The 24181-nt window shown below is 44.0% G+C and carries 15 protein-coding genes, 3 tRNA genes and 3 rRNA genes; 14 read left to right on the forward strand and 7 right to left on the reverse strand.

What is annotated here, in order from left to right:
• Positions 1-243: 243 nt before the first annotated feature.
• The 4 genes from ADP71_RS01785 to ADP71_RS01800 form a co-directional block, all read right to left on the reverse strand.
• The gene (locus tag ADP71_RS01785) at positions 244-675 is read right to left on the reverse strand and encodes a hypothetical protein (RefSeq protein ID WP_019959274.1); all 432 of its coding nucleotides are present in this window, start codon (positions 673-675) and stop codon (positions 244-246) included.
• A 12-nt stretch (positions 676-687) separates the two neighbouring features.
• Positions 688-1119: a hypothetical protein gene (locus ADP71_RS01790; RefSeq protein WP_019959273.1), complete on the reverse strand. Its 432-nt coding sequence runs from the start codon at positions 1117-1119 to the stop codon at positions 688-690.
• A 133-nt stretch (positions 1120-1252) separates the two neighbouring features.
• Positions 1253-1504 carry a hypothetical protein gene (locus tag ADP71_RS01795; RefSeq protein ID WP_104931353.1) on the reverse strand — a complete coding sequence of 84 codons (252 nt, stop codon included), beginning with the start codon at positions 1502-1504 and terminating at the stop codon, positions 1253-1255.
• An 18-nt stretch (positions 1505-1522) separates the two neighbouring features.
• A complete protein-coding gene (locus ADP71_RS01800) occupies positions 1523-2470 on the reverse strand; it encodes a DNA/RNA non-specific endonuclease (RefSeq protein WP_171460843.1) in 948 nt (315 codons plus the stop codon).
• 651 nt (positions 2471-3121) lie between these two features.
• Between ADP71_RS01800 and ADP71_RS01805 the strand changes: the two genes are divergently transcribed.
• The 6 genes from ADP71_RS01805 (at position 3122) to ADP71_RS01830 (ending at position 9828) form a co-directional block, all read left to right on the forward strand.
• Positions 3122-4663 (forward strand): 16S ribosomal RNA (locus ADP71_RS01805).
• A gap of 74 nt (positions 4664-4737) precedes the next feature.
• Positions 4738-4814, forward strand: a tRNA-Ile gene (locus ADP71_RS01810).
• 34 nt (positions 4815-4848) lie between these two features.
• A tRNA-Ala gene (locus ADP71_RS01815) sits at positions 4849-4924 on the forward strand.
• A gap of 400 nt (positions 4925-5324) precedes the next feature.
• Positions 5325-8215 (forward strand): 23S ribosomal RNA (locus ADP71_RS01820).
• Positions 8216-8359: 144 nt separating this feature from the next.
• Positions 8360-8473, forward strand: a 5S ribosomal RNA gene (rrf, locus tag ADP71_RS01825).
• Together the 16S, 23S and 5S rRNA genes with 2 tRNA genes alongside form the textbook arrangement of a ribosomal RNA operon.
• A gap of 491 nt (positions 8474-8964) precedes the next feature.
• Positions 8965-9828: an SEL1-like repeat protein gene (locus ADP71_RS01830; RefSeq protein ID WP_019957249.1), complete on the forward strand. Its 864-nt coding sequence runs from the start codon at positions 8965-8967 to the stop codon at positions 9826-9828.
• Between the two features lie 11 nt (positions 9829-9839).
• Here the strand turns inward: ADP71_RS01830 and ADP71_RS01835 are convergent.
• A tRNA-Arg gene (locus ADP71_RS01835) sits at positions 9840-9914 on the reverse strand.
• Between the two features lie 49 nt (positions 9915-9963).
• Positions 9964-10938, reverse strand: coding sequence for a polyprenyl synthetase family protein (locus tag ADP71_RS01840; protein ID WP_104932354.1), 975 nt, complete (start codon positions 10936-10938; stop codon positions 9964-9966).
• Positions 10939-11173: 235 nt separating this feature from the next.
• On the opposite strand from ADP71_RS01840, the gene rplU reads away from it, so the two are divergent.
• The 8 genes from rplU (at position 11174) to ADP71_RS01880 (ending at position 18917) form a co-directional block, all read left to right on the forward strand.
• A complete protein-coding gene (gene rplU / locus ADP71_RS01845) occupies positions 11174-11482 on the forward strand; it encodes a 50S ribosomal protein L21 (RefSeq protein WP_019957251.1) in 309 nt (102 codons plus the stop codon).
• A gap of 18 nt (positions 11483-11500) precedes the next feature.
• Complete coding sequence (gene rpmA, locus ADP71_RS01850; protein WP_019957252.1) at positions 11501-11767, forward strand: 50S ribosomal protein L27; 267 nt, start codon at positions 11501-11503, stop codon at positions 11765-11767.
• A gap of 173 nt (positions 11768-11940) precedes the next feature.
• Positions 11941-13092 carry a GTPase ObgE gene (gene obgE / locus ADP71_RS01855; RefSeq protein WP_019957253.1) on the forward strand — a complete coding sequence of 384 codons (1152 nt, stop codon included), beginning with the start codon at positions 11941-11943 and terminating at the stop codon, positions 13090-13092.
• Positions 13093-13110: 18 nt separating this feature from the next.
• Complete coding sequence (locus ADP71_RS01860; protein ID WP_019957254.1) at positions 13111-13749, forward strand: DUF937 domain-containing protein; 639 nt, start codon at positions 13111-13113, stop codon at positions 13747-13749.
• Between the two features lie 171 nt (positions 13750-13920).
• The gene (gene cysS / locus ADP71_RS01865; RefSeq protein WP_019957255.1) at positions 13921-15339 is read left to right on the forward strand and encodes a cysteine--tRNA ligase; all 1419 of its coding nucleotides are present in this window, start codon (positions 13921-13923) and stop codon (positions 15337-15339) included.
• Positions 15340-15578: 239 nt separating this feature from the next.
• The gene (gene rpmE / locus ADP71_RS01870) at positions 15579-15794 is read left to right on the forward strand and encodes a 50S ribosomal protein L31 (RefSeq protein ID WP_019957257.1); all 216 of its coding nucleotides are present in this window, start codon (positions 15579-15581) and stop codon (positions 15792-15794) included.
• Between the two features lie 123 nt (positions 15795-15917).
• Positions 15918-17594 carry an ArnT family glycosyltransferase gene (locus ADP71_RS01875; protein ID WP_171460844.1) on the forward strand — a complete coding sequence of 559 codons (1677 nt, stop codon included), beginning with the start codon at positions 15918-15920 and terminating at the stop codon, positions 17592-17594.
• A 12-nt stretch (positions 17595-17606) separates the two neighbouring features.
• Complete coding sequence (locus ADP71_RS01880) at positions 17607-18917, forward strand: TRZ/ATZ family hydrolase (RefSeq protein WP_019957259.1); 1311 nt, start codon at positions 17607-17609, stop codon at positions 18915-18917.
• Between the two features lie 68 nt (positions 18918-18985).
• On the opposite strand, the gene ADP71_RS01885 is transcribed toward ADP71_RS01880, so the two are convergent.
• Positions 18986-23887, reverse strand: a complete 4902-nt coding sequence (locus ADP71_RS01885) for a FimV/HubP family polar landmark protein (protein ID WP_171460845.1) — start codon at positions 23885-23887, stop codon at positions 18986-18988.
• Between the last annotated feature and the right edge of the window lie 294 nt (positions 23888-24181).

Raw genomic sequence — 24181 nt, forward strand, 5'->3', positions numbered from 1 at the left:
CTTCAATAGACAAGCAGATGGTTTCTGGTGCACCAAAGACATTGCTAAGCGGTCAATAGGCGTGTTTTAAATCAATTGACAAAGCCTATTCAAAATAGACGTTTGCTCATAAATGGGCTGGCGATACATTTCAAGGAGCATGTATACGGTCTTTGTAACGCAGATTATGGGTACAAAATCATTGAAATTTTTGACAATAAGCGTCCTGTAAAACCTTTACAGGACGCTTATTTTTAATGTGATTTATTTGACATCTATTTCAATGCGGCCGCCATTTTGATTGGCATTGTGTAAGTTGATAAATAAGGTAGAGGCACGTTCAACATTTTTGCCTGTTTGGACATTGTAATCGTCTTGGCGTATGGCAATCTTCAAATAACCCACTTTAGCGCTGGGCAGCACTTGATAGCTTTTGACATTGGGTAAATGGTAAACATTCCAACTGAGTTTTTCTTCATTGACCACCGCCAAGCGTAGAAACCATGGATTCATGCTAGGAGCATCAATGGGCATGCTGTGAAACAATTTGACCGTCATGCTTGAGTCTGGCATTGCCGTGACTTTTTCGACATGCGCTGCACCTGTATTGTGGCTGTCGTTTTGTGGTGATAACCATTGTGCTTGAGCTTGTGCACAGAGACTGAATAAGCTGAACATCCAAAACAGTGGTTTCATGCAGACATCCTTTTAAGGTTTTTGTACGATTTCTTCGATTTGTATTGAGCCATGAGCTTGTGCGGCGGCAGTCATGTTCACAAATAAAATCGAAGTTTGGGAGGTAACATGGCTTGTTGAATCGAGGTGTTCAGTACGCAATTGTAATTTCAAATAACCATTTTTTGCGCTGGGTAAAATACGGTAGTCGGCGATATCTTTTAAAAAATACACATTCCATTGTTGGTCTGATTTCACTGCTAAACTTAATAATAAGCCATTTAAAGCTGGGTCGCCTGCGGTAGCAGACAGCAGTTTGGCTTCAATGGTAGGGTCTTGAATGGCTGCAATATGGAATATTTCTTCATCAATTTCAATGCGGTTTTGTGTTTGTGCATGGATGGTTTGTGCTGATAATGGCAAACTGAAAAATAAAAGTGCACAAAATGCCAAGTGTTTGAACATGGGTGCTCCTAATGCTTTGTCATAAAGTTCAATAGTAAGATTAACATAAGTATTTGTAATATGAATATAAAATAAAAGCGTCCTGTAAATTTACAGGACGCTTGTTCATACTAACAATGGTATTTAAATGGGATTACAAAAATGGATTGTCTATTTCAGTATTGTTTTGACCTAAAATCAATTGTTCAGGCAATGCTTCAGTGTTTTGCAGTTGCAATATGGCGCCATCAATGATGGTTTTGATTTCTTTTAAGTATTTCAAACCTTGTTGGTCACGCAAAATTTGAATGTCACCATAAATAGACAAACCGTCACCGTGGTTTTCAAAAGTCAGGTTTTCAATGCTGTATGAATGGTTTTCATCGCTCAATGCAGAAAAAGTCATGTCAAATACCCTTAATCGTTAGGAAAAGCTTTGAGCCAATTTGCTGGCTTCTGTGGTGCTGATTTTATTACTGCATTCGCTGGTTTTGTCAGTTTTCAAAAGTTTGATTTGTCCATTTTTAGACACATCTTTACCTATGGTAGGCAAATCATATACTTTGCGGCGTTCCTCTTTGTTCAAAAGTGGGAAGGCATTGATGCCTGTTTTGGCTTCTAATTCACACAAGCTGATAATCTGCGGCTTGGCTGAAGCGGTATTGGCAATCCAATATGCACCAATCACACCAGTATCGGGTTGGTAAACTGCTTTGTACAAATGGCTAGGCACCAAAACCTTATTTTTACCAATGCTCGGTATTGTCTTGTTTAAAAAGCTGACGCCCGTTACCAAATACACAGGTTGATGACTGCTGCTGACCACATCTCGCACTGCTTCTTCAATGTTACGCCAAGCATTTTGGTTGTTTTTAGGGTTTTGCGGCACCATGTTGGCCAATGAAAAGCTGTCTTGCTGAGCAGATTTGGTGCTCATATTGGCACTTGGCGCCAAATGCCCACGATCGTAGCCACTGCCTTTGTAATCAGACAATTCAGCTCGCATGTTTTTAGGCACTTGGTCTTCAGCATGAAACTCGCCTTGGCGTTTGATTTTGGTATTTACTTTTTTAGGCGTCAAATGTTCCGCTACCCACAAAGGGCCTTTGGTGATGCTCGAATGTAGGGATGCGAATTGCTCAAAGCACAAATTTTGGGTCTGTTTTAACAAGGCGGTTTGATTGATTTGTGGCGGGATGGCATCCAGCAACATGGCACTGGCGCAATGCGAGGCAGTCGTGGTTTGATTTTTTGTTATTTTAGAGTCAATGACAGCTGGCTCGGTTTTGGGTGCTGTTTTATCCAAACAGGCACTTAAACTGAGGCTTAAGCCAAGTATTGCAACTGTATATAGTGGGAATTTAAAGTTCATACGGAGATTTCTTTGGTAAAAAGCCATATTAATGACAATAACGTTTCATTTAAATCTTGATGTTTGAAATGAACACTGCATGAATTCTAATCATTCTTTGCCAATAAGCATATCAATTTTGAATATTGATAGAGTTTATGGTGAATGTTATCTATGTATATAGAGTGTTTGAAGTATGTATCTGAGATAGTAAAGATACAGTTTAAATGAATTATAAGAGTAGCTTTAAATGATTTAAGGTTGGTTAATAGGATGAAAAACAATTTAAAGAAGGAGTTTTTTAATTTATTTGTGAATGAAATATTGAAATTGAACAAGTAGGCTGCTTTTTTAATTTTAAAATAATGATTTTTTTCAATGCTTTAAATTTTAATTTCAATATTTTTAGAAAAAATTCACATTAATGGTTGACGGGTTTTCGGTGTTTCTGTAATATTCGGTTTCTTCGCTGCTGAGACAGAAACGAAACAGACCAAACGGTCAGCTTCACAAGTTTCACAGCACAGCTCTTTAAAAAACAGATTACCGATAAGTGTGAGTGCGAAGAGCCTCACACTGCTAAAGAAGTAAAGACAAGATATGATTTTTAATCATTTCTCGCTCTTTTTCTTTGAGAAGCAGACCAGAAATTAAATAGTAAGCTTAGAGATTAAACATAAGAGTTTGATCCTGGCTCAGATTGAACGCTGGCGGCATGCTTTACACATGCAAGTCGAACGGTAGCAGGAGAAAGCTTGCTTTCTTGCTGACGAGTGGCGAACGGGTGAGTAATGCGTCGGAACGTACCAAGTAATGGGGGATAACTACTCGAAAGAGTGGCTAATACCGCATACGCCCTACGGGGGAAAGCAGGGGATCTTCGGACCTTGCGTTATTTGAGCGGCCGACGTCTGATTAGCTAGTTGGTGGGGTAAAAGCCTACCAAGGCGACGATCAGTAGCGGGTCTGAGAGGATGATCCGCCACACTGGGACTGAGACACGGCCCAGACTCCTACGGGAGGCAGCAGTGGGGAATTTTGGACAATGGGCGCAAGCCTGATCCAGCAATGCCGCGTGTATGAAGAAGGCCTTCGGGTTGTAAAGTACTTTTGTTAGGGAAGAAAAGCTTTTGGCTAATATCCAAGAGTGATGACGGTACCTAAAGAATAAGCACCGGCTAACTACGTGCCAGCAGCCGCGGTAATACGTAGGGTGCAAGCGTTAATCGGAATTACTGGGCGTAAAGCGAGCGCAGGCGGTTATTTAAGTCAGGTGTGAAAGCCCCGAGCTCAACTTGGGACGTGCATTTGAAACTGGATAACTAGAGTGTGTCAGAGGGGGGTAGAATTCCACGTGTAGCAGTGAAATGCGTAGAGATGTGGAGGAATACCGATGGCGAAGGCAGCCCCCTGGGATAACACTGACGCTCATGCTCGAAAGCGTGGGTAGCAAACAGGATTAGATACCCTGGTAGTCCACGCCCTAAACGATGACAATTAGCTGTTGGGAGATTAAAAGCTCTTGGTAGCGTAGCTAACGCGTGAAATTGTCCGCCTGGGGAGTACGGTCGCAAGATTAAAACTCAAAGGAATTGACGGGGACCCGCACAAGCGGTGGATGATGTGGATTAATTCGATGCAACGCGAAGAACCTTACCTGGTCTTGACATGTACGGAATCCTCCAGAGACGGAGGAGTGCCTTCGGGAGCCGTAACACAGGTGCTGCATGGCTGTCGTCAGCTCGTGTCGTGAGATGTTGGGTTAAGTCCCGCAACGAGCGCAACCCTTGTCATTAGTTGCTACCATTCAGTTGAGCACTCTAATGAGACTGCCGGTGACAAACCGGAGGAAGGTGGGGATGACGTCAAGTCCTCATGGCCCTTATGACCAGGGCTTCACACGTCATACAATGGTCGGTACAGAGGGTAGCCAAGCCGCGAGGTGGAGCCAATCTCATAAAGCCGATCGTAGTCCGGATCGCACTCTGCAACTCGAGTGCGTGAAGTCGGAATCGCTAGTAATCGCAGGTCAGCATACTGCGGTGAATACGTTCCCGGGTCTTGTACACACCGCCCGTCACACCATGGGAGTGGGGGATACCAGAAGTAGGTAGGATAACCGTAAGGAGTCCGCTTACCACGGTATGCTTCATGACTGGGGTGAAGTCGTAACAAGGTAGCCGTAGGGGAACCTGCGGCTGGATCACCTCCTTTCTAGAGATAGAAGAGGCTTAACGCATTCACACTTATCGGTAAACTGTAAATAAAGATGCAAGTAGCAACGACCTGGGTTTGTAGCTCAGCTGGTTAGAGCACACGCTTGATAAGCGTGGGGTCGGAGGTTCAAGTCCTCCCAGACCCACCATCAAACTTGGTAACAAGTAAGGTTGTGGAACATTGGGGGCATAGCTCAGTTGGTAGAGCACCTGCTTTGCAAGCAGGGGGTCATCGGTTCGATCCCGTTTGCCTCCACCAATGAACTAAAATACTTTGCAAATCAAAGACGATTGACAGCTGACGCTGTTTTTTATTTCACTCTTAATAAAGAGATGATATACTCTCAGTCTTCTTTGATTTGCGAAGCGTGTTAGCGGACAAGCAGTACAAAGCGAAACACACAAAAGCGACGCATCGATCTTTAAAAAATTAGAAAGCCGAAATCAACAAACAAAAGACAATGTTGTTGTTTAGACAGCCTTTACAGGCCGCTTAAATAACACAGTAAATTTGGGTGATGATTGTATCTGCAATCAACGAATTCAAAAGGCGTTGATTGTAACAACCAAGTAGTAAGCTTTAACATGAAGAGAATCAAGCAGAAGGAAGACACGTCAACTGTCTAATTCTGCAAAGTCAGAGGTTCTTGAAATGATAGAGTCAAGTGAATAAGTGCATCAGGTGGATGCCTTGGCGATGATAGGCGACGAAGGACGTGTAAGCCTGCGAAAAGCGTGGGGGAGCTGGCAATAAAGCTTTGATCCCGCGATGTCCGAATGGGGAAACCCACCTAATTTATTAGGTACCTTTGACTGAATACATAGGTCACTGGAGCAAACCCGGAGAACTGAACCATCTAAGTACCCGGAGGAAAAGAAATCAACCGAGATTCCGCAAGTAGTGGCGAGCGAACGCGGAAAAGCCTGTTAGTGATAGTAGTCGAGATAGAAGAACATTCTGGAAAGTATGACCATAGTGCGTGATAGTCGCGTATTCGAAATCTCAACTGCGGTACTAAGCTAACGACAAGTAGGGCGGGACACGAGAAATCCTGTCTGAATATGGGGGGACCATCCTCCAAGGCTAAATACTCATCATCGACCGATAGTGAACCAGTACCGTGAGGGAAAGGCGAAAAGAACCCCGGAAGGGGAGTGAAATAGAACCTGAAACCTGATGCATACAAACAGTGGGAGCGGACTTGTTCCGTGACTGCGTACCTTTTGTATAATGGGTCAACGACTTACGTTCAGTAGCAAGGTTAACCGAATAGGGGAGCCGTAGAGAAATCGAGTCTTAATAGGGCGATTAGTTGCTGGGCGTAGACCCGAAACCAAGTGATCTATCCATGGCCAGGATGAAGTTGCCGTAACAGGTAATGGAGGTCCGAACCCACTAATGTTGCAAAATTAGGGGATGAGCTGTGGATAGGGGTGAAAGGCTAAACAAACTTGGAGATAGCTGGTTCTCCCCGAAAACTATTTAGGTAGTGCCTCGAGGTACACTCATGGGGGTAAAGCACTGTTATGGCTAGGGGGTTATTGCAACTTACCAACCCATGGCAAACTAAGAATACCATGAAGTGATTCCTCGGGAGACAGACATCGGGTGCTAACGTCCGGTGTCAAGAGGGAAACAACCCAGACCGCCAGCTAAGGTCCCAAATGATAGATTAAGTGGTAAACGAAGTGAGAAGGCCCAGACAGCTAGGATGTTGGCTTAGAAGCAGCCACCATTTAAAGAAAGCGTAATAGCTCACTAGTCGAGTCGTCTTGCGCGGAAGATGTAACGGGGCTCAAATCTATAACCGAAGCTGCGGATGTGCACTTAGTGCATGTGGTAGGGGAGCGTTCTGTAGGCCTGCGAAGGTGGATTGTGAAGTCTGCTGGAGGTATCAGAAGTGCGAATGTTGACATGAGTAGCGATAAAGGGGGTGAAAAGCCCCCTCGCCGAAAACCCAAGGTTTCCTACGCAACGTTCATCGGCGTAGGGTGAGTCGGCCCCTAAGGCGAGGCAGAGATGCGTAGTCGATGGGAAACAGGTTAATATTCCTGTACTTGATTTAAGTGCGATGTGGGGACGGAGAAGGTTAGGTCAGCAAACTGTTGGAATAGTTTGTTCAAGCCAGTAGGTGGAATTCTTAGGCAAATCCGGGAATTCATTCAACACCGAGAAGTGATAACGAGGTTCTACGGAACCGAAGTGACCGATACCACGCTTCCAGGAAAAGCCACTAAGCTTCAGCTTAAATCGAACCGTACCGCAAACCGACACAGGTGGGTGGGATGAAAATTCTAAGGCGCTTGAGAGAACTCGGGAGAAGGAACTCGGCAAATTGATACCGTAACTTCGGGAGAAGGTATGCCTGGTATTGTGAAGGATTTACTCCGTAAGCAACGCCAGGCCGCAGAGAATCGGTGGCTGCGACTGTTTATTAAAAACACAGCACTCTGCTAACACGAAAGTGGACGTATAGGGTGTGACGCCTGCCCGGTGCTGGAAGGTTAATTGAAGATGTGCAAGCATCGGATCGAAGCCCCAGTAAACGGCGGCCGTAACTATAACGGTCCTAAGGTAGCGAAATTCCTTGTCGGGTAAGTTCCGACCCGCACGAATGGCGTAACGATGGCCACACTGTCTCCTCCCGAGACTCAGCGAAGTTGAAATGGTTGTGAAGATGCAATCTACCCGCTGCTAGACGGAAAGACCCCGTGAACCTTTACTGTAGCTTTGCATTGGACTTTGAAGTCACTTGTGTAGGATAGGTGGGAGGCTTTGAAGCACAGACGCTAGTCTGTGTGGAGCCGTCCTTGAAATACCACCCTGGTGACTTTGAGGTTCTAACCCAGGTCCGTTATCCGGATCGGGGACCGTGCATGGTAGGCAGTTTGACTGGGGCGGTCTCCTCCCAAAGAGTAACGGAGGAGTTCGAAGGTTACCTAGGTCCGGTCGGAAATCGGACTGATAGTGCAATGGCAAAAGGTAGCTTAACTGCGAGACCAACAAGTCGAGCAGGTGCGAAAGCAGGACATAGTGATCCGGTGGTTCTGTATGGAAGGGCCATCGCTCAACGGATAAAAGGTACTCCGGGGATAACAGGCTGATTCCGCCCAAGAGTTCATATCGACGGCGGAGTTTGGCACCTCGATGTCGGCTCATCACATCCTGGGGCTGTAGTCGGTCCCAAGGGTATGGCTGTTCGCCATTTAAAGTGGTACGTGAGCTGGGTTTAAAACGTCGTGAGACAGTTTGGTCCCTATCTGCAGTGGGCGTTGGAAATTTGACGGGGGCTGCTCCTAGTACGAGAGGACCGGAGTGGACGAACCTCTGGTGTACCGGTTGTCACGCCAGTGGCATAGCCGGGTAGCTAAGTTCGGAAGAGATAAACGCTGAAAGCATCTAAGCGTGAAACTCGCCTGAAGATGAGATTTCCCTTGTGGTTTAACCACACTAAAGAGTCGTTCGAGACCAGGACGTTGATAGGTGGGGTGTGGAAGAGCGGTAACGCTTGAAGCTAACCCATACTAATTGCTCGTGAGGCTTGACTCTATCATTTGAAGAACTTCAATGATAATGCTTACTACATAAAGCATACAATTATTACCCAGTTGATTAAGATTGAAATAGACAGTATAATACAGCCCTATTTCAAAGCTCTGTAATACAGACGGCTTTCTGATTTTAAAGTTTATGTTTGACGACCATAGCGAGTTGGTCCCACGCCTTCCCATCCCGAACAGGACCGTGAAACGACTTAGCGCCGATGATAGTGTGGATTACCCATGTGAAAGTAGGTCATCGTCAAACGCCCCATTCTAAAGCCCTGATGCAAACGCATCAGGGCTTTATTCATTCTTAAAGATAGCTTTAAATATAATACACATTCACATAAACAAGCGTCCTGTAAACTTTACAGGACGCTTGTTTATGGATGCTTCCAAATAATTGAAAATAGTATTGAATATTACTTTGACCAATTGGCTCTTTTTAATATTTCATTCGCGATGCGAGGCTGTTTAATTCCTATGAGTATAGGCCTTCTTATTATTTTGTAGGGGGGAAGGGTCAGCTTAATATCAAGGATATTTAACAGGATAAGGCAAATTTAAACTGTTGTTTATAATGTAAAAGTTAGATAAGAATATGGATATTGCTTCTGTATTGAAAAAAATTTAATTATTATGGATTTAATTGATGTATATCAAGTAAATTAAAGTTGGTATTGCAATTGCTTTTATCTTATGTAGGTGAAACATTATAAAAAAATAGATGGAAGAATAGATTAGAGGAGTGTCATCGTGGTTACTTTAGAACAGCAAATTGGCGCAAAGTTGGTATTTTTAATGCCAAAAGGAAGTTACACATTTGAAGTTCAAGCCCATCTTCACGATGATTACGGACTTTGCTTTGCTTTGGTTCATGATGGTAATTCATATCAAGATGCTCAATTAGTTAATACTCAATTCACTGATACTGTTTTAGAAGAGATTTTAAGTCTATTGTATCTATTACAAGCTCAAAAAAAATATGGTGATTGGCGGCAGTGTCAGATCACCATTAATGCTGATAAGCATGTTCAATTTAATTTTTCACAAATGCTTTGTAATGCTGACCCTAATGGTGATGATGCGTTACTAGATGATATTCGGGCATTTGTCATGGGTGATTTGGGTAGTGAGATATCTACTAATGTAATATCTGTGGAATTTGATTATCATATCAATATGTTGTTTGCTTTAGCTTTGAATTATGCTACAGGTTCTAATGGTATTGAAAAGAACCCCCAGCTTGCAGCTTATTATTTCAAATCTTTGATTCGATGTGAGACTGTGACTTTAGCGGCATACTATAATTGGGTTGCTTTAGAAAGTGGCTCTGAGCATTATATTGATGTGTGTGAATTTAGTTTGTTGGAGTTGTTACAAAGAGAGCTCAAATCTGATCTGGCTGCCTTGTATGTTTTAGGATTAATGCACCAGTCAGGCTATGAAACTTTGCAACCTAATATTCAACAGGCAATGCATTATTATCAACATGCAGCGTCTTTAGGTTGTACTTTGGCAAAGTTGCGTGTAGAAGACTTATACTTAGATTACATGATTGAAGTTAATAAATCGGTTGCAACCATCAATCATAAAATCCGATTTAATGGATTCAAGTAATCAGTCATGTGTGGCCTCGCCAACAGGAATCGAACCTGTATCTTACGCTTAGGAGGCATATGTTCTATCCGTTGAACTATGGCGAGATGCGTCCTGTAAGTTACAGGACGCTTTGTTTTGATTATATGTTTTAACTTAAGTTAAGCGAGCAATCGATTGTTCAGCCAATTCACGCATTGCAGTACGCACTTCGTTATCAGGTAAGGCCTGTAAACAAACAATCGCTTGATTGACTGCTTTGTGAGCTTCTTGACGGCAATATGCCAAAGCATCTGAATTTTGTACGTGCGCATAAATCGCATCGAAATATTCACGATCGGCATGTTCTAAAGCATAGCGCACATCTTTGGCTGCTTGCTCTGAGCCTTGCTGCATCAAATAAATCAATGGCAATGTTGGTTTGCCTTCTGCCAAATCATCACCCACATTTTTGCCGATTTGTTCAGGGTCGCCAGAATAATCCAAAATGTCATCGATGATTTGAAAAGCAGTACCCACATACATACCATAGTCTTTTAACGCTTGCTCTTGCTCGGCTGTGGCTTTGGCAAGCAATGCGCCTACTTGTGCAGCCGCCTCGAACAGTTTGGCAGTTTTGTATTGAATGACTTGGAGATATTCAGCTTCGGTGATATTGATGTTACCGATGTTCATCAATTGCATCACTTCGCCTTCGGCGATGATGTTGGTGGCATCAGCCATGACTTCCAAAATGCGCATGTCTTTGGTATGTACCATTAATTGGAAGGCGCGCGTGTATAAAAAGTCACCGACCAAAACAGCGGCAGCATTGCCAAACATATTGTTGGCTGTTTTACGACCTCGGCGTAAATCACTTTCATCGACCACATCGTCATGTAATAAAGTTGAGGTATGAATGAACTCTACCATGGCAGCCAATGAGTACAACATATCTTCATCGTAGCCTAAAACCTTACCTGACAAGACGGTCATGATAGGGCGCAAACGTTTACCGCCTGCGCTGATGATGTATTGACCAATTTGTGAAATCAATGCCACTTCAGACATGACTGCTTGGTTGATGACCACATCAACGCGCGACAAATCATTTTCTAAATGACGTTGGAAGTAAGGCACAGTTTCTAGCATAGGTTGACTTTTGACAGATGGATTCAAAATAACAATCGCAATTATAACATTGTTGCTGTTTGTGTACACTTGGCTTTTGTGGAAAAGCCAATATAGAGAAGCTTTGATATGGCCTGCACTATGAAAATTCACATAATCGATTGATTTGGGTTTTATTTTTGACGTTTTTTTTAAAACAACGTATAATCTTCGATTCTCTTTTGCCATATTGGCAATTTTTTAATTGGAGTTGAGTATGTACGCGGTCGTAAAAACCGGCGGTAAACAATACAAAGTTACCGTTGGCCAAAAATTAAAAGTAGAACAGATACCAGCCGAACTCGACAGCCAAATCGTACTTGAAGAAGTATTGATGGTTGCGGACGGTGAAAACATTCAAATCGGTGCCCCTGTTGTTGCAGGCGCTAAAGTAACTGCTACTGTGGTTTCTCACGGTCGTCACGACAAAGTACGCATTTTCAAAATGCGTCGTCGTAAGCATTACCAAAAACGTCAAGGTCATCGTCAGAATTTCACTGAAATTCGTATCGACGCAATCGCTTAATTTTAGGAGTAAAATCACATGGCAACCAAAAAAGCAGGCGGTAGCTCTAAAAACGGTCGCGATTCAGAAGCTAAACGCTTGGGCGTTAAAGCCTTCGGTAGCGAATTGATTCCAGCTGGTTCTATCATTGTTCGTCAACGTGGTACTCGTTTCCACGCTGGTACCAATGTAGGCATGGGTAAAGACCACACTTTGTTCGCTAAAGTTGACGGTTATGTTGAGTTCACCACCAAAGGTGCGTTGAACCGCAAAACTGTAAACGTTAAGCCTTACACTGGCGAATAAGCATTAATTTAGAAAAAGCCCTGTCTGTTGATAGGGCTTTTTTTATTTTTTACTTGGTCACAAGACTGATTAGGCGGCCTGAAAAAGGTCTAATGTGTTTTCAGGCCGCCTAATCGGTTTTGTACACACAATCAGAATGATAAAATTAATAATTCAGAATCAAGAGGTTAAGCATGAAGTTTATTGATGAAGCGAAAATTGAAGTGGTAGCAGGCAAGGGTGGCAATGGTGCGTCTAGCTTCCGTCGTGAAAAATTCGTTCCACGCGGTGGTCCTGATGGTGGTGATGGTGGTAAAGGTGGCAGCGTGATTGCTGTGGCGGATGAAAACATCAATACTTTGGTTGAATACCGTTTTGTGAAAAAATATTTGGCTAAAAATGGTGAAAAAGGTCATGGTGCCGACCGTTATGGCAAAGGCGCAGATGACATAGAATTGCACATGCCTGTCGGTACTTTGATTAAAGACGTGGATACCGATGAAATCGTTGCAGACTTGACTGAACACGGTCAGCGCCTTGTTTTGGCTCGTGGCGGTAAAGGTGGTTTAGGCAATATCCATTTTAAATCTTCAACCAATCGCGCACCGCGCCAATGTACGCCTGGCGAGGATGGTGAGAGCCGTTTGTTGAACTTAGAATTGAAAGTTTTGGCAGATGTGGGTTTGCTCGGTATGCCCAATGCAGGTAAATCGACTTTAATCAGTGCCGTTTCTGCAGCACGTCCGAAAGTTGCGGATTATCCATTTACAACCTTGCATCCTAATTTGGGTGTGGTGCGCATGGATGAGAATCACAGCTTTGTGATGGCAGACATTCCAGGTTTGATTGAAGGTGCGGCTGAAGGTGCGGGTTTGGGTCATCGCTTTTTGCGTCATTTGTCACGCACTGGATTGTTATTGCATGTGGTTGATTTAGCACCATTTGCCGAAGATGTTGATCCTGTTAAAGAAGCTTTGGCATTGGCAGAAGAGTTGCGCAAATACGATGAAGCATTGTATGAAAAACCACGTTGGTTTGTGTTGAACAAATTGGACGTTTTGCCTGAAGAAGAGCGTGCTGAACGTGTGCAAGCTTTCTTGGATGCAGTGGGTTGGAATCATCCAAAACCCAACGACCAGTTTGAATTTGATGTGAACACACCGCGTGTGTTTGAAATCTCAGCCATCAACCGTCAAGGTACACAAGATTTGGTGTATGCTATTCATGGTTATATTGAGCGTCAAAAAGAGTTGGCTTTAGAAGAAAAAGCACGTCAAGGTGCGGTATCAACAGAAGTGGTTGAAAAAGCGCAAACTGATCGCTCAGTATTTAAACCAGAATCTTAATTAACAGGAGTCAGCCGCATGAATGCACAATCATCTTTGGTGAATCAATTATTGACACAATTACAAGGTGCCCCTATTTCACAAATTGCTTCTCAATTGGGTGTCAATTCAGATCAGGCACAAAGTGCTGTGAACAGTGCTGTGCCGATGTTATTGGGTATGTTGGGTAACAATGCCACGCAAGGTTCTGGTGCCAGTGATTTATTGGGCGCTTTGATGCGTGACCATGCTCAGCCTGCGGCACAAGCTCAAGGTTTGGGTGGTGGCGATTTATTGAGCAATGTATTGGGTTCTGTTTTGGGTGGCGGTTCTGGCGCTCAAGGTGGTGCGGCGATTTTGGGTCATATTTTTGGTGGCCAACAAGCACAAGCACAAAGCAATTTGGGTCAAGCTTCGGGCTTAGGTGGCGCCAATGCAGGACAGTTGTTGCAAATTTTAGCGCCCATTGTCATGTCTTTCTTGGCCAATAAAGTGCAAACGAGCAATCTGGATGCAGGTGGTTTGGGTCAGGTTTTGGGACAAGAGCGCGCACAAGTACAGCAACAAGGTGGCTTGGCAGGCTCTTTATTGACCAGTGTGTTAGACCAAAATGGTGATGGCAAATTGGATTTGGGCGATGTGTTGAAATTCGGTGCCAGTTTTTTAAACCGTCGTTAAGATTTAATTGTTTGATTCAAAAGCTTTCCATGTATAGTGGAAAGCTTTTTTTATGTATTTAAAAATTTTACAGGACGCTTATATTGATAAAAAAGGTGCAAGATGCGTCCTGTAAGGGGCAAATATCGTATAATTGCCTTTCCTTAAGAATTTTGAAACCATAAGTGAATTATGTTAACCGTATACAATACCTTAACCCGTCAAAAAGAAGCATTTAACCCCATCGATCCTAATAATGTGCGCATGTATGTTTGTGGCATGACGGTGTATGACTATTGTCATTTGGGTCATGCTCGTGTGATGGTGGTGTTTGATATGGTGGCACGTTGGTTGCGCCAATCAGGTTATCCGTTAACTTATGTGCGCAACATCACGGACATCGATGACAAAATCATTGCTCGTGCTGCGCAAAATGGTGAAAGTATTGGCGAATTGACCGCGCGTTTCATTCAAGCGATGGATGAAGATGCGGCAGCTTTGGGTGTGCAAAAACCCAACGAAGAACCTAAAGCCACTGAATATGTGGCGCAAATGATTGCGATGATTGAGCGTTTGATTGCCAATGGCAAAGCGTATGCTGCGGACAATGGTGACGTGTATTATGCGGTACGTGAGTTTGCGGCATATGGTCAATTGTCTGGCAAATCCTTGGATGATTTGCGCGCGGGTGAGCGTGTGGAGGTCGATGGTTTTAAGCGTGATCCATTGGATTTCGTGTTGTGGAAAGCGGCCAAAGCGGGCGAGCCTGCTTGGGAAAGTCCGTGGGGCAATGGTCGTCCAGGTTGGCATATTGAGTGTTCGGCTATGGGCGAAGAAATGTTCGGTCAAGCGTTTGACATTCATGGTGGTGGTGCTGACTTACAATTTCCGCATCATGAAAACGAAATTGCCCAAAGCTGCGGTGCCAGTGGTGTGTGCAATCACAGCCATGACGATTTGGCAGGCAAACACACGCAAAGCCATGTCAAATATTGGATGCACAATGGCTTTATTCGTGTAGACAATGAAAAAATGTCCAAATCTTTGGGTAATTTTTTCACCATTCGCGAAGTGTTGAAAAAATACGATGCGGAAATTGTGCGCTTCTTTATTTTGCGCGCACATTATCGCAGCCCATTGAATTATTCAGATGCGCATTTAGATGATGCCAAAGGTGCGTTGACGCGTTTGTACACGACTTTGAAAAACACCCCGCCTGCTGATGTGGCGATAACTGCTGACAGCAACGAATACACGCAACGTTTCTTTGCGGCGATGAACGATGATTTTGGTACGGTTGAGGCGATGGCGGTGTTGTTTGAATTGGCGGCGGAGGTCAATAAAACCAATGATGCGCAATTGGCAGGCGTCCTGAAAGCTTTGGCGAATGTTTTAGGCTTGTTAGAGCGTGATGCGGTGGCATTTTTACAAGGTGATTTGCATGATACCGATGGTTTGAGCAGTGAGGCGATTGATGCATTGATTGCCCAGCGACAAGCAGCGCGTGCAGCGAAAAACTGGGCGGAATCAGACCGCATTCGTGACGAATTGACAGCAGCTGGTATTATTTTAGAAGATGCAGCAGGTGTAACCACTTGGCGTCGTCAATGATGTGAATCAGCAAGCGTCCTGTAAGATTCTTGCATATAGTCGATTGAAACGATTGAAAAGACCCATTGATGATGGGTCTTTTTGATGTAAATGCAGCGTTATTGTCGCAAAGCTTGTCTGTGAAGCGTGCTTTAAATGGAAAATCCTTGATTGAATAGGAAAGATTGACATATAATCTTGTGTTCATTTTATGCAGCATAGGCACAATCCCTATGCCCGCGAAACTTAAAGGAAAGCACATGAAAGCTGATATCCAACCTAACTACCACGACATCCAAGTAATCTGCTCTTGCGGCAGCACTTTCGTGACCAAATCTACTATGGAAAAAGAAACATTCAATATCGAGGTTTGCTCTGAATGTCATCCTTTCTACACTGGTAAACAAAAAATCGTTGACACGGCTGGTCGTGTTGATCGCTTTAACCAAAAATTCGGCAATATGTTCAACCGTTAATTCGTTTGAAATGCCAAAAAGAAGACAGCTGCGGCTGTCTTTTTTATTGCCATCATTTGATGTCCAGTGTGCAAATGATGGGTATCATGGGGTCACTGGATGAGATATTGAGGTGGATTTGCGATGTTGACATACATCCCTCCTGAGAAGCGCCCTGAAAGCAAACCCACAGAAAAACCTTGGGTTTTGCTGTTGTTGGCATTTGTGTGGCTGTGGCCAGGCATCATCGATCACGATTTATGGAAGCCGCATGAATTTGAATTGCATGCGGCAGTGCAGTCGGTATTGTATCAAGGACAGTTTTGGGCACCGGTGGTGGCAGGACAGCCTTATGTGGAGCAGCCACCTTTGTATGTTTGGGTAGGCAGCTTGTTTCAGAGTGTTTTTTCCCCGTGGCTATTGAGTGAATTCACAGCCATTCGTTTAACCACCGTTTTATTCATGGCGATTGGCTTGGCTTGTGCTGGTGGTGCGGGTCGCCACTTGCTTGGTCGCCGCCATGGGCGCAGTGTGGTGTTGATTTTGATTGGCTGTGTCGGCTTGTTGCTAGCAGGTCATCGTATGGATACATGGGCAATCACATTTGCGGGTTTTGCTTTGAGTCTATACGCCATGACGCGTGCCAATGACCACACTGCTTTGGCAGGATTTGGTTTGGCATTGGGCTGGGTGTTGGTATTTTTATCGTCCAGCTTGAGTGAATTGCTATTGGTGATGTTGATTGCCATCAGCATGTTGGTTTTTGCGCGTTGGCGCAGCCGCCGCTATATGGTCATTTTGGCCATGGCCGCGATGATGGCCATTCCGATGATTACCATTTGGCCTTATGCTTTGTATCAAAGCCACCCTGAAGTATTTCAATTGTGGTGGGAGCGCTATGCTTTTGGTGGTTTTGGCGGATGGAAATACAACTTTTTGGCGCATGAGTTTGGCTATTATGCAACGGTAGCATTGTGGTATGTGTTTCCTGCATGGCCTTTGGCGGTTTGGACGTTTATGAACCGCAGCAAGGTGTCACATCGAGTGTGGCAAGTTTGTGGTATCTGGTTATTGGTCGGTGTATTGTGGTTGGCGTTGATGCGCGAAACGTATACTGAAAATGCATTGATTTTATTGTTGCCTTTGGCGATATTGGGTGCGGCACAATTAGACTCTTTGCGTCGCGGTGCAGTGGCGTTTTTGAATTGGTTTGGCGTAATGTTGTTTGGCATGCTCGCCATATTTTTATGGTTGGGCTTTTTTGCCATGAATTTCGGTTGGCCGACTAAACTGGCTGAACGAGCAGCATATTTTAGCCCATATTATCAGCCTGACTTTGACTATTTCCCAATGATTATCGCGTTTTTATTCACAGTATTGTGGATTTGGGCTGTGACACGCAAACACATGCGAGGTCGTCAAGCAGTGACCAATTGGGCAGCAGGCATGACCTTAAGTTGGAGTTTGCTGATGACTTTGTTCTTACCATGGATTGATGCGGCTAAAAGTTATCGGCCTGTTGTGGAACAATTTCAGGCTGCTTTGCATCTGAATACCGCAGCGCGTTTGGTGTCTGGGCAAGATTGTTTGTACATTGATGCCCAAGAAAATCGCATAGCATGGTTGGCTTGGGAAGCATACAGTGATGTTAAAATCACGATGGATGAGCAGCAAAATTGCCAATACCGTTTGGTGGTTTTGAGCCAAACTCAACAAAATAACTTGAAGCAGTGGGAAGTCGTTTGGCGAGGTCACCGCCCACGCGAAGACTATGAACATTTTGTATTGCTGCAAAAGCAGCAATTTGAAGCATTATTTTAAAAAGGAAGCAGTATGAGCCGTACGACTTTGATTCATGCAGGTTGGATCATTCCTATGAGCGATGAGCCTGTGGTGTTGCGCAATCAGGTTTTGGTATTAAAAGACCATCAAATTGATGCCATTGTCACGCCTGAACAAGCGCAAGACATGATTGCCGATGAAGTATTGCAATTGCCTAATCATGTGTTGATGCCCGGTTTAGTGAATTTACATGGTCACAGCGCGATGACTTTGCTGCGTGGTTTTGCCGATGATTTGGATTTGATGGATTGGTTGAATAACCACATTTGGCCAGCGGAAGGCAAACACGTCAGTGATGAGTTTGTGTATGATGGTTCGGTGTTGGCGATGGCGGAAATGTTGCTCGGTGGCACAACGACCATTAACGACATGTATTTTTACCATGATGCAGTCGCTCGTGCGGGCTTGAAAACAGGCATGCGTACGATGGTCGGTTGTTCTATTTTGGAGTTTCCAACCAATTATGCGCAAAATGCCGATGAATACATCAGCAAATCTTTACAGGACGCCCAAGCTTATCAAAATGAAGAGTTGATTAACTTTGTTTGGGCACCGCATGCGCCTTACACGGTGTCAGATGAAACATTCAAACGTGTGGTGGCGTTGGCAGAAGAACACGATTGGTTGATTCATTGCCACATTCATGAAACTGCTTTTGAAGTGGAAGACTCAGTCAAACAACATGGCAAGCGTCCATTGCAACGTTTGGATGAATTGGGCGTGTTAAGCCCACGTTTGATTGCGGCACACATGGTGCATACCAATGAAGAAGAAATGGCATTGGTGGCTAAGCGTGGCATCAGCATTGCGCACAATCCAGCTTCTAATATGAAATTGGCATCTGGTTTTGCGCCGATTCAAGCGATGTTGGATGCGGGTGTCAATGTGGGCTTGGGCACTGATGGCGCAGCGTCTAACAATAAATTGGATATGTTTGCCGACATGCGTTTGGGTGCATTGATTGCCAAAGGCAGCACGCGCAAACCAACCGATGTCAAAGCATATGACATGTTGAAAATGGCGACCATTAATGGTGCCAAAGCCTTACATTTGGATGACAAAGTTGGCACTTTGCAAGCCGGCAAACAAGCCGATATGATTGCAGTGGATTTGTCTGCGTTGGCGACTCAGCCTGTGTTCGATCCGATTTCACATTTGGTGTATGCGGCAGACCGTTCGCAAGTGTCACATGTTTGGATTAATGGCGAGCATTTGGTGGCAGAGGGTGAATTGACTCGTTTGAATCAAGCTGACTTATTGGCCAATGCACAACACTGGCAACAAAAAATTGCCGCAGGCTAATGGTATTACAGGACGCTTGAAATACAAAAACCGCTCTTTAAAAGAGCGGTTTTTTGATACAACGTGTTTTATAAACTATTGAACAAATTTTGTGCACGTTTGGAATAGGTTTCACTGCCGCTTTCAATTAAATCAATCAAAATCTCTCGTGCAGCGTCAGATTCGCCCAAATCCGAGTACATTTGCGCCAATTCCCATTTGGCTGAATACGTATGTTCCATATTGTTCAAATAGGCATCTTTGTCCACGATAGGTGGTGCTGTTTCAATCATGGCCAAAGGTGCTGGGATGGATGGCGATGTGGTTGGTGTCACACTTGGTTCTATCAATGCCAAATCAGGGGCTTCTTGGAACAATTCGCTGTTAAAAGCAGAATCCAAGTCCAAATCTAAGCCCAAACTATCCAGGCTGGATGAGGTTGCAGTGTTGGTACCATTCAATGTCTCTGTGATATGGCTAGCATCCTGTAAACTGGTATCGCTTGGCATATCCAAATCAAATGACAAGTCAAAATCGTCTAATGAAATGTCTTCAGAAGCCTGTTGATTGGCGTTATTTTGAGTGTTGATAAGCTCAGACAAATCAAATGATTCTAATTCTTCTAATGCCAAGGCAATGTCAGTATCACTGGTGGTTGCGGCAGTGGTTTCTGTTTCCAATGATAAAGCAAAATCATCCAAAGAGAATGTGTTGCTAGATGCTGCCGTGGTATCCATCATATCAACAGCATCAACATCTAAAGTCAATTCAAAATCATCTAAATTGAATTCATCTTGAGATGTGGTGTTAGCGTTGGCATTGTCATCCAAGTTTAAATTATCTAAAGTAAGACCCATGCTCGATACCGCTTGTGCATTAGCAGGCACACTGAATGACAAATCAAAATCTTCGATAGACAAGGATTCTGAAATCTCAGGCTCTGGTGTGGCAACAGTCTCTTTGGGCGTGTTTATCTCATCGTTGGATGGGAAGTCGAACTGATGAGAGACAATGTCTGGGGTCGCAGTCGGTGCAGGCTGAGAGCTCGGCTCTATGGCTGGATTCAACTCATCCAGATTCAAACTATCTAAACTTAAATCAAAGTCTAAATCGCTGGCTTCATGCTCGGTCAATGATGTCGATTCTGATGTATCGACATCTAAAGACAAAATACTGTCATGAACAGGTAGCTCAATGGTGTTGTCAGGTGCAGCCAAATCGTTTGCGTCTGTTTGTAATAATGCATCCAAATCCAATGCCGCTGCATCGGAAATAGGGTCTGCCGCTTGTATGGTTGGTATATCGGCAATAGCATTTTCATCATCAAGGCTGAGGCTGCCAAAATCAAAAGCATCTTCTGCTTCTGGCAATGCATTAATTGGTTGTTCAGCATGTTCTTCTGTTGGCAAACCAAAGTCACCTGTACCTGCCCATGCTTGGGTAGGGCGATCAGATTTAGCCGGTGGCGTATCAATACTGAAATCTTTGAAATCATGTACAGAGAATTCAGGCGAAGCAGCTTGTTCTACTTTGGTCGCTAATTCAGGAAAATCAGATGTTGTGGGAGCCGCTTCAGTTTCTTCGGCAGCCAGTAACGTATCGAAAGTATCATCGGTTTTTAACAAATCATCGAAGTTTAAACCGCTAAACGAATCATCAAAAGCCAATTGATTGTGTTCTGACTCCAATGAAATGCTGCTGAATTTGCTGACAAAATCATCATCTTCTGTATTGGCAATACTGGCATCATTTGATGTGTGGTCTTCGACCTGATTATCAGACTCACTGAACAATTCATCTAAATTGAGTGCAAAGTGATCATCTATTGCAGAATCTGACCCCGCTTCTACTTTTGGCATGTTTGTAGCAGTGATTTCTTCAGGTAGGTCTAATTCATCAAATGATAAATTTGCTACGGGCTCAGCCTCTGCTACGACGGCAGTTGTTACCGCCAATGCAGCTGCCGCCACAGGTATTTTAGCTGATGGTGTTTCGGTAGCGATGGTATCTAAATTGAAATCAAAGTTAATGTCATTGATGTCTTCTTGGCTTAAAGTCAAACCTGCATTGGCAGCTGTGGTACTGTCAAAATTAATATCAGATGTTTTACTTAAGCTTGGTTTGGCAGAAGCCGCGGCTTGGAAATCATCTTCAAAGTCTAAATCATTTAAGGACGGTATTTTGGCAATAGGCGCAGCCGTTTGAGCGATTTCACTCAAACTGTCTAAGCTGCTAACATCAAAATTACTTAAGTCAAAATCATCTAATGCTGGCGCTGAAGTTGGTTGGTTGGTCGGTGCAGATTGGGCTGCTGCAATTTGTGGTGTGTTGTTTAAGTTTTCAAAACTACTTAAATCAAAATCGCCCAAATCAAATTCATCTGCAGCAGGCGCAGCAGTCGGTCGGGTGGTTGGTGCTGATTGTTCTGTTGTATGTTGTGGGGCATCGTTTGATTTTTCAAAACTACTTAAATCAAAATCGCCTAAGTCAAATTCATCCGCCACAGGTGCCGCAGTTGGTCGGGTGGTTGGTGCCGATTGTTCTGTTGTAATTTGAGGGACATCGTTTGATTTTTCGAAACTGCTTAAATCAAAATTGTCCAAATCAAATTCATCCGCGACAGGTGCGGCAGTCGGTTTGCTTGTTGGCGCAGCGTGGGCCACTGCAATTTGAGGTGTATCGTTTAAGCTTTCAAAGCTGCTCAAGTCAAAATCACCCAAATCGAACTCATCAGCTGCAGGCGCAGTCGTTGGTTTAATCGTAGGCGCTGGTTGCGCCATCGCCGTTTTAGGTAAGTCGCCTAAATCATTTAAAGTATCTAGATTGAAATCATCATTGAAGTCGTCAAATGAAGCATTGCTGTGATGGCTGGTTTGGTTGGTACTCTTGTCAAAATTGAGAGCGGCACTTGGTTGGGCAAAGCTGTTTGTATTTTTTAAAACATCGTCTAAATCAAAATTTAAGTTGGTATCAGCGTGTTGTTGATTGGTGAAATTTTGAATAGGTGCAGGCGTTTGATCACCAAAGCCATTTTGTTGTAATAAACTGTCTAATTCATTGAGGTCAAAACCACCTAAATCATCGTTTTGATGAGTTTGAGTTGGGGCCGCTGTAGGCGCAAAGCTAGATGGATGAGGTTTAAATACTTGGTCTAAATCGTCTAAATTAAAGTCATCCAATTCAGGTGCAACAGTGGCGTCTGGATGAGCAAATTGCGCCAAATCTTCTGCGCTTGGCATGAAGTCGTTGTCAAATGAGTTGGTCGCGTAGGTGGCACCCACTGCGGCTGCGCCAATAACGGTTGAACCAGCAATGACTTTAGGGGCGATTGTTGGTTGCGCTGTGGCTTGATGCAAGGTTTCATCGCTGTCTGCATCAAAGCTGTCAAAAGCATTTAAAGCATCTAATTCAGCTGAGGACAGATTATTACTATCATTGCCTTGGGTGTCTTTCTTATCTGTGGACGCCTCATCCAAGTCAAATTGGATATCACCATCATCATGATGGTCATCTCCGCCATCTGGGTCATTGTTGGATTTTTGTTGGCGTTTTTTTAATAAGAAGAAAACCAATAATAAAGTAATCAAACCACCTGCCAAATATGGCAAGTATTGCATAATCAAATCTAAAAGCTCAGGTTCTGGCTCAGGCTCTGGTAATGGTTTTTTAGGTTTTGGCTTGATGACAGGCTCAGTCGCAACAGCAGAAGCAACAACCGCAGAGGCAGTAGCTTCAGAAGCGGCCACTTGCGGAGCAGAGGCTGGCATCGGTATTGGCGCAGATGCAGCTTGTGCAATATCTGCTGCGGCTTTTTTCTCGGCATCGGCAGCAGCTTGCTTATCAATATTGGCAGTATCAGCCGCTTTTTTGTCAGCTGCCGCTTGCGCTTCTGCCGCCGCTTTTTTCTCTGCTTCAATAGCGGCTTTTTTGGCCGCCTCTGCTTCTGCCAACTCTTGTGCTAGTTTTTGTTCTAATTGTTTTTTCTGCGTTTCTAATTCAGCCAATTGTTTTTTGATGGCTTGAACATCATCTCCTGAAGCATTGGCTGCTTGAGCAGCAACGCTTGCGCTTGCTACGGTAGCAACGGCTGCGGTGGCTGCAATTTTATTGGTACTCGAAGCTATGGCTGCTTTAGGCATGCGACCTGTTGCCAATAAGTGCATGTCTTGTGCTGATGGAATATTTAAAGTGGCATCACCATACAATAAGTTTGGATTTTTATTGCGGAAAGCTTGCGGATTGGCACGCAATAAGGCATTGACTGTTTGTGCAGTACTTAAGCCTTGTGGTTGGAAACGACTGGCAATAGCGTGAATATTATCGTTAGGCTGTACTTTGTATTGCTCTGCTGCCGCTACACGCGCTGAACGTATGGTGGGTGTTTTAACTGGCTGAGCGTGCTGACGATTGTTTTGAATGGTGCGTTTGTTGACGCGAGGCATTTCAGCAGCAGGTTTTTTAGCTTTTGCTGTGACTGCGGCTTCATCGACTTTGGTACTGGTCGCTTGCGGCGTATTTTGGCTGCTTGAATTGCTTTCAGTTGTGTTTGGTTTGGGTGGCATGGTCACTTGCGCATTGTTGGCCGCTGTCGTTGGTACAGCTGGAATGGCTTTATTGGCGTTGACTTGTGCCGATTGATGCGCGCTGTCTTTAGGATCGATAATGGCTGAGTAATGGCGGCTTTGCGTGCCTGCCTGAATACTCAAACGCATTACAGGGTCATTAATGGGTGTCTTAGAGCGCAAGTGAATGACTGCCGAATCACCTTGCTTGCTCACACGAGCGGAAACCGGTGCGCCAGATATTTTGACAGACGAAGGTGATTTTAAAATCTCTTGAGCCGTAGGACCAGTCACGACAATGCTGCCATTAAAGCGCTCACCTAAATGAGACTGTACGTTCAAGTTGTTCATAGAGGCCATGGCTGCTGTAGAACTGCTTGCTACCAATAAGCCTGCTACTAGTTTTAGATTCATATTCGATTTAGACATAATCCCTCAGTCATCGTATCTATACATCGGTTTGAGTACGTTCAATAATGGCAACAAGCCATTGTGAACGCCTTACAAATATCAGTGATAGTTTAACGTATATTTATTATTGGTATGTTAGCTTAACATCAATCTACAATGAAACGCTGATTGCTTCATGCTTTACGCTAAAAATGCAGCTTGATTGCCACTGTATAACAGAATTTTTGTTCCTAAAATACCACAGTGTTATGCCTACATTATATGCTTTTGGAGTGAGGCATGGGTAACAAGTTTCTTAAGAGGATGGATTTG

The organism is Vitreoscilla sp. C1 (assembly GCF_002951955.2).
GTDB lineage: Bacteria > Pseudomonadota > Gammaproteobacteria > Burkholderiales > Neisseriaceae > Vitreoscilla > Vitreoscilla stercoraria.

Bases quoted from the DNA above. Each gene is read 5' to 3' on its own strand.
- cysS (WP_019957255.1), top strand. From the start codon at position 13,921: ATGTTAACCGTATACAATACCTTAACCCGTCAAAAAGAAGCATTTAAC.
- ADP71_RS01790 (WP_019959273.1), bottom strand. From the start codon at position 1,119: ATGTTCAAACACTTGGCATTTTGTGCACTTTTATTTTTCAGTTTGCCA.
- ADP71_RS01800 (WP_171460843.1), bottom strand. From the start codon at position 2,470: ATGAACTTTAAATTCCCACTATATACAGTTGCAATACTTGGCTTAAGC.
- ADP71_RS01795 (WP_104931353.1), bottom strand. From the start codon at position 1,504: ATGACTTTTTCTGCATTGAGCGATGAAAACCATTCATACAGCATTGAA.
- obgE (WP_019957253.1), top strand. From the start codon at position 11,941: ATGAAGTTTATTGATGAAGCGAAAATTGAAGTGGTAGCAGGCAAGGGT.
- ADP71_RS01885 (WP_171460845.1), bottom strand. From the start codon at position 23,887: ATGTCTAAATCGAATATGAATCTAAAACTAGTAGCAGGCTTATTGGTA.
- ADP71_RS01785 (WP_019959274.1), bottom strand. From the start codon at position 675: ATGAAACCACTGTTTTGGATGTTCAGCTTATTCAGTCTCTGTGCACAA.
- ADP71_RS01880 (WP_019957259.1), top strand. From the start codon at position 17,607: ATGAGCCGTACGACTTTGATTCATGCAGGTTGGATCATTCCTATGAGC.
- ADP71_RS01875 (WP_171460844.1), top strand. From the start codon at position 15,918: ATGTTGACATACATCCCTCCTGAGAAGCGCCCTGAAAGCAAACCCACA.
- ADP71_RS01860 (WP_019957254.1), top strand. From the start codon at position 13,111: ATGAATGCACAATCATCTTTGGTGAATCAATTATTGACACAATTACAA.
- rpmA (WP_019957252.1), top strand. From the start codon at position 11,501: ATGGCAACCAAAAAAGCAGGCGGTAGCTCTAAAAACGGTCGCGATTCA.
- ADP71_RS01840 (WP_104932354.1), bottom strand. From the start codon at position 10,938: ATGCTAGAAACTGTGCCTTACTTCCAACGTCATTTAGAAAATGATTTG.
- rplU (WP_019957251.1), top strand. From the start codon at position 11,174: ATGTACGCGGTCGTAAAAACCGGCGGTAAACAATACAAAGTTACCGTT.
- rpmE (WP_019957257.1), top strand. From the start codon at position 15,579: ATGAAAGCTGATATCCAACCTAACTACCACGACATCCAAGTAATCTGC.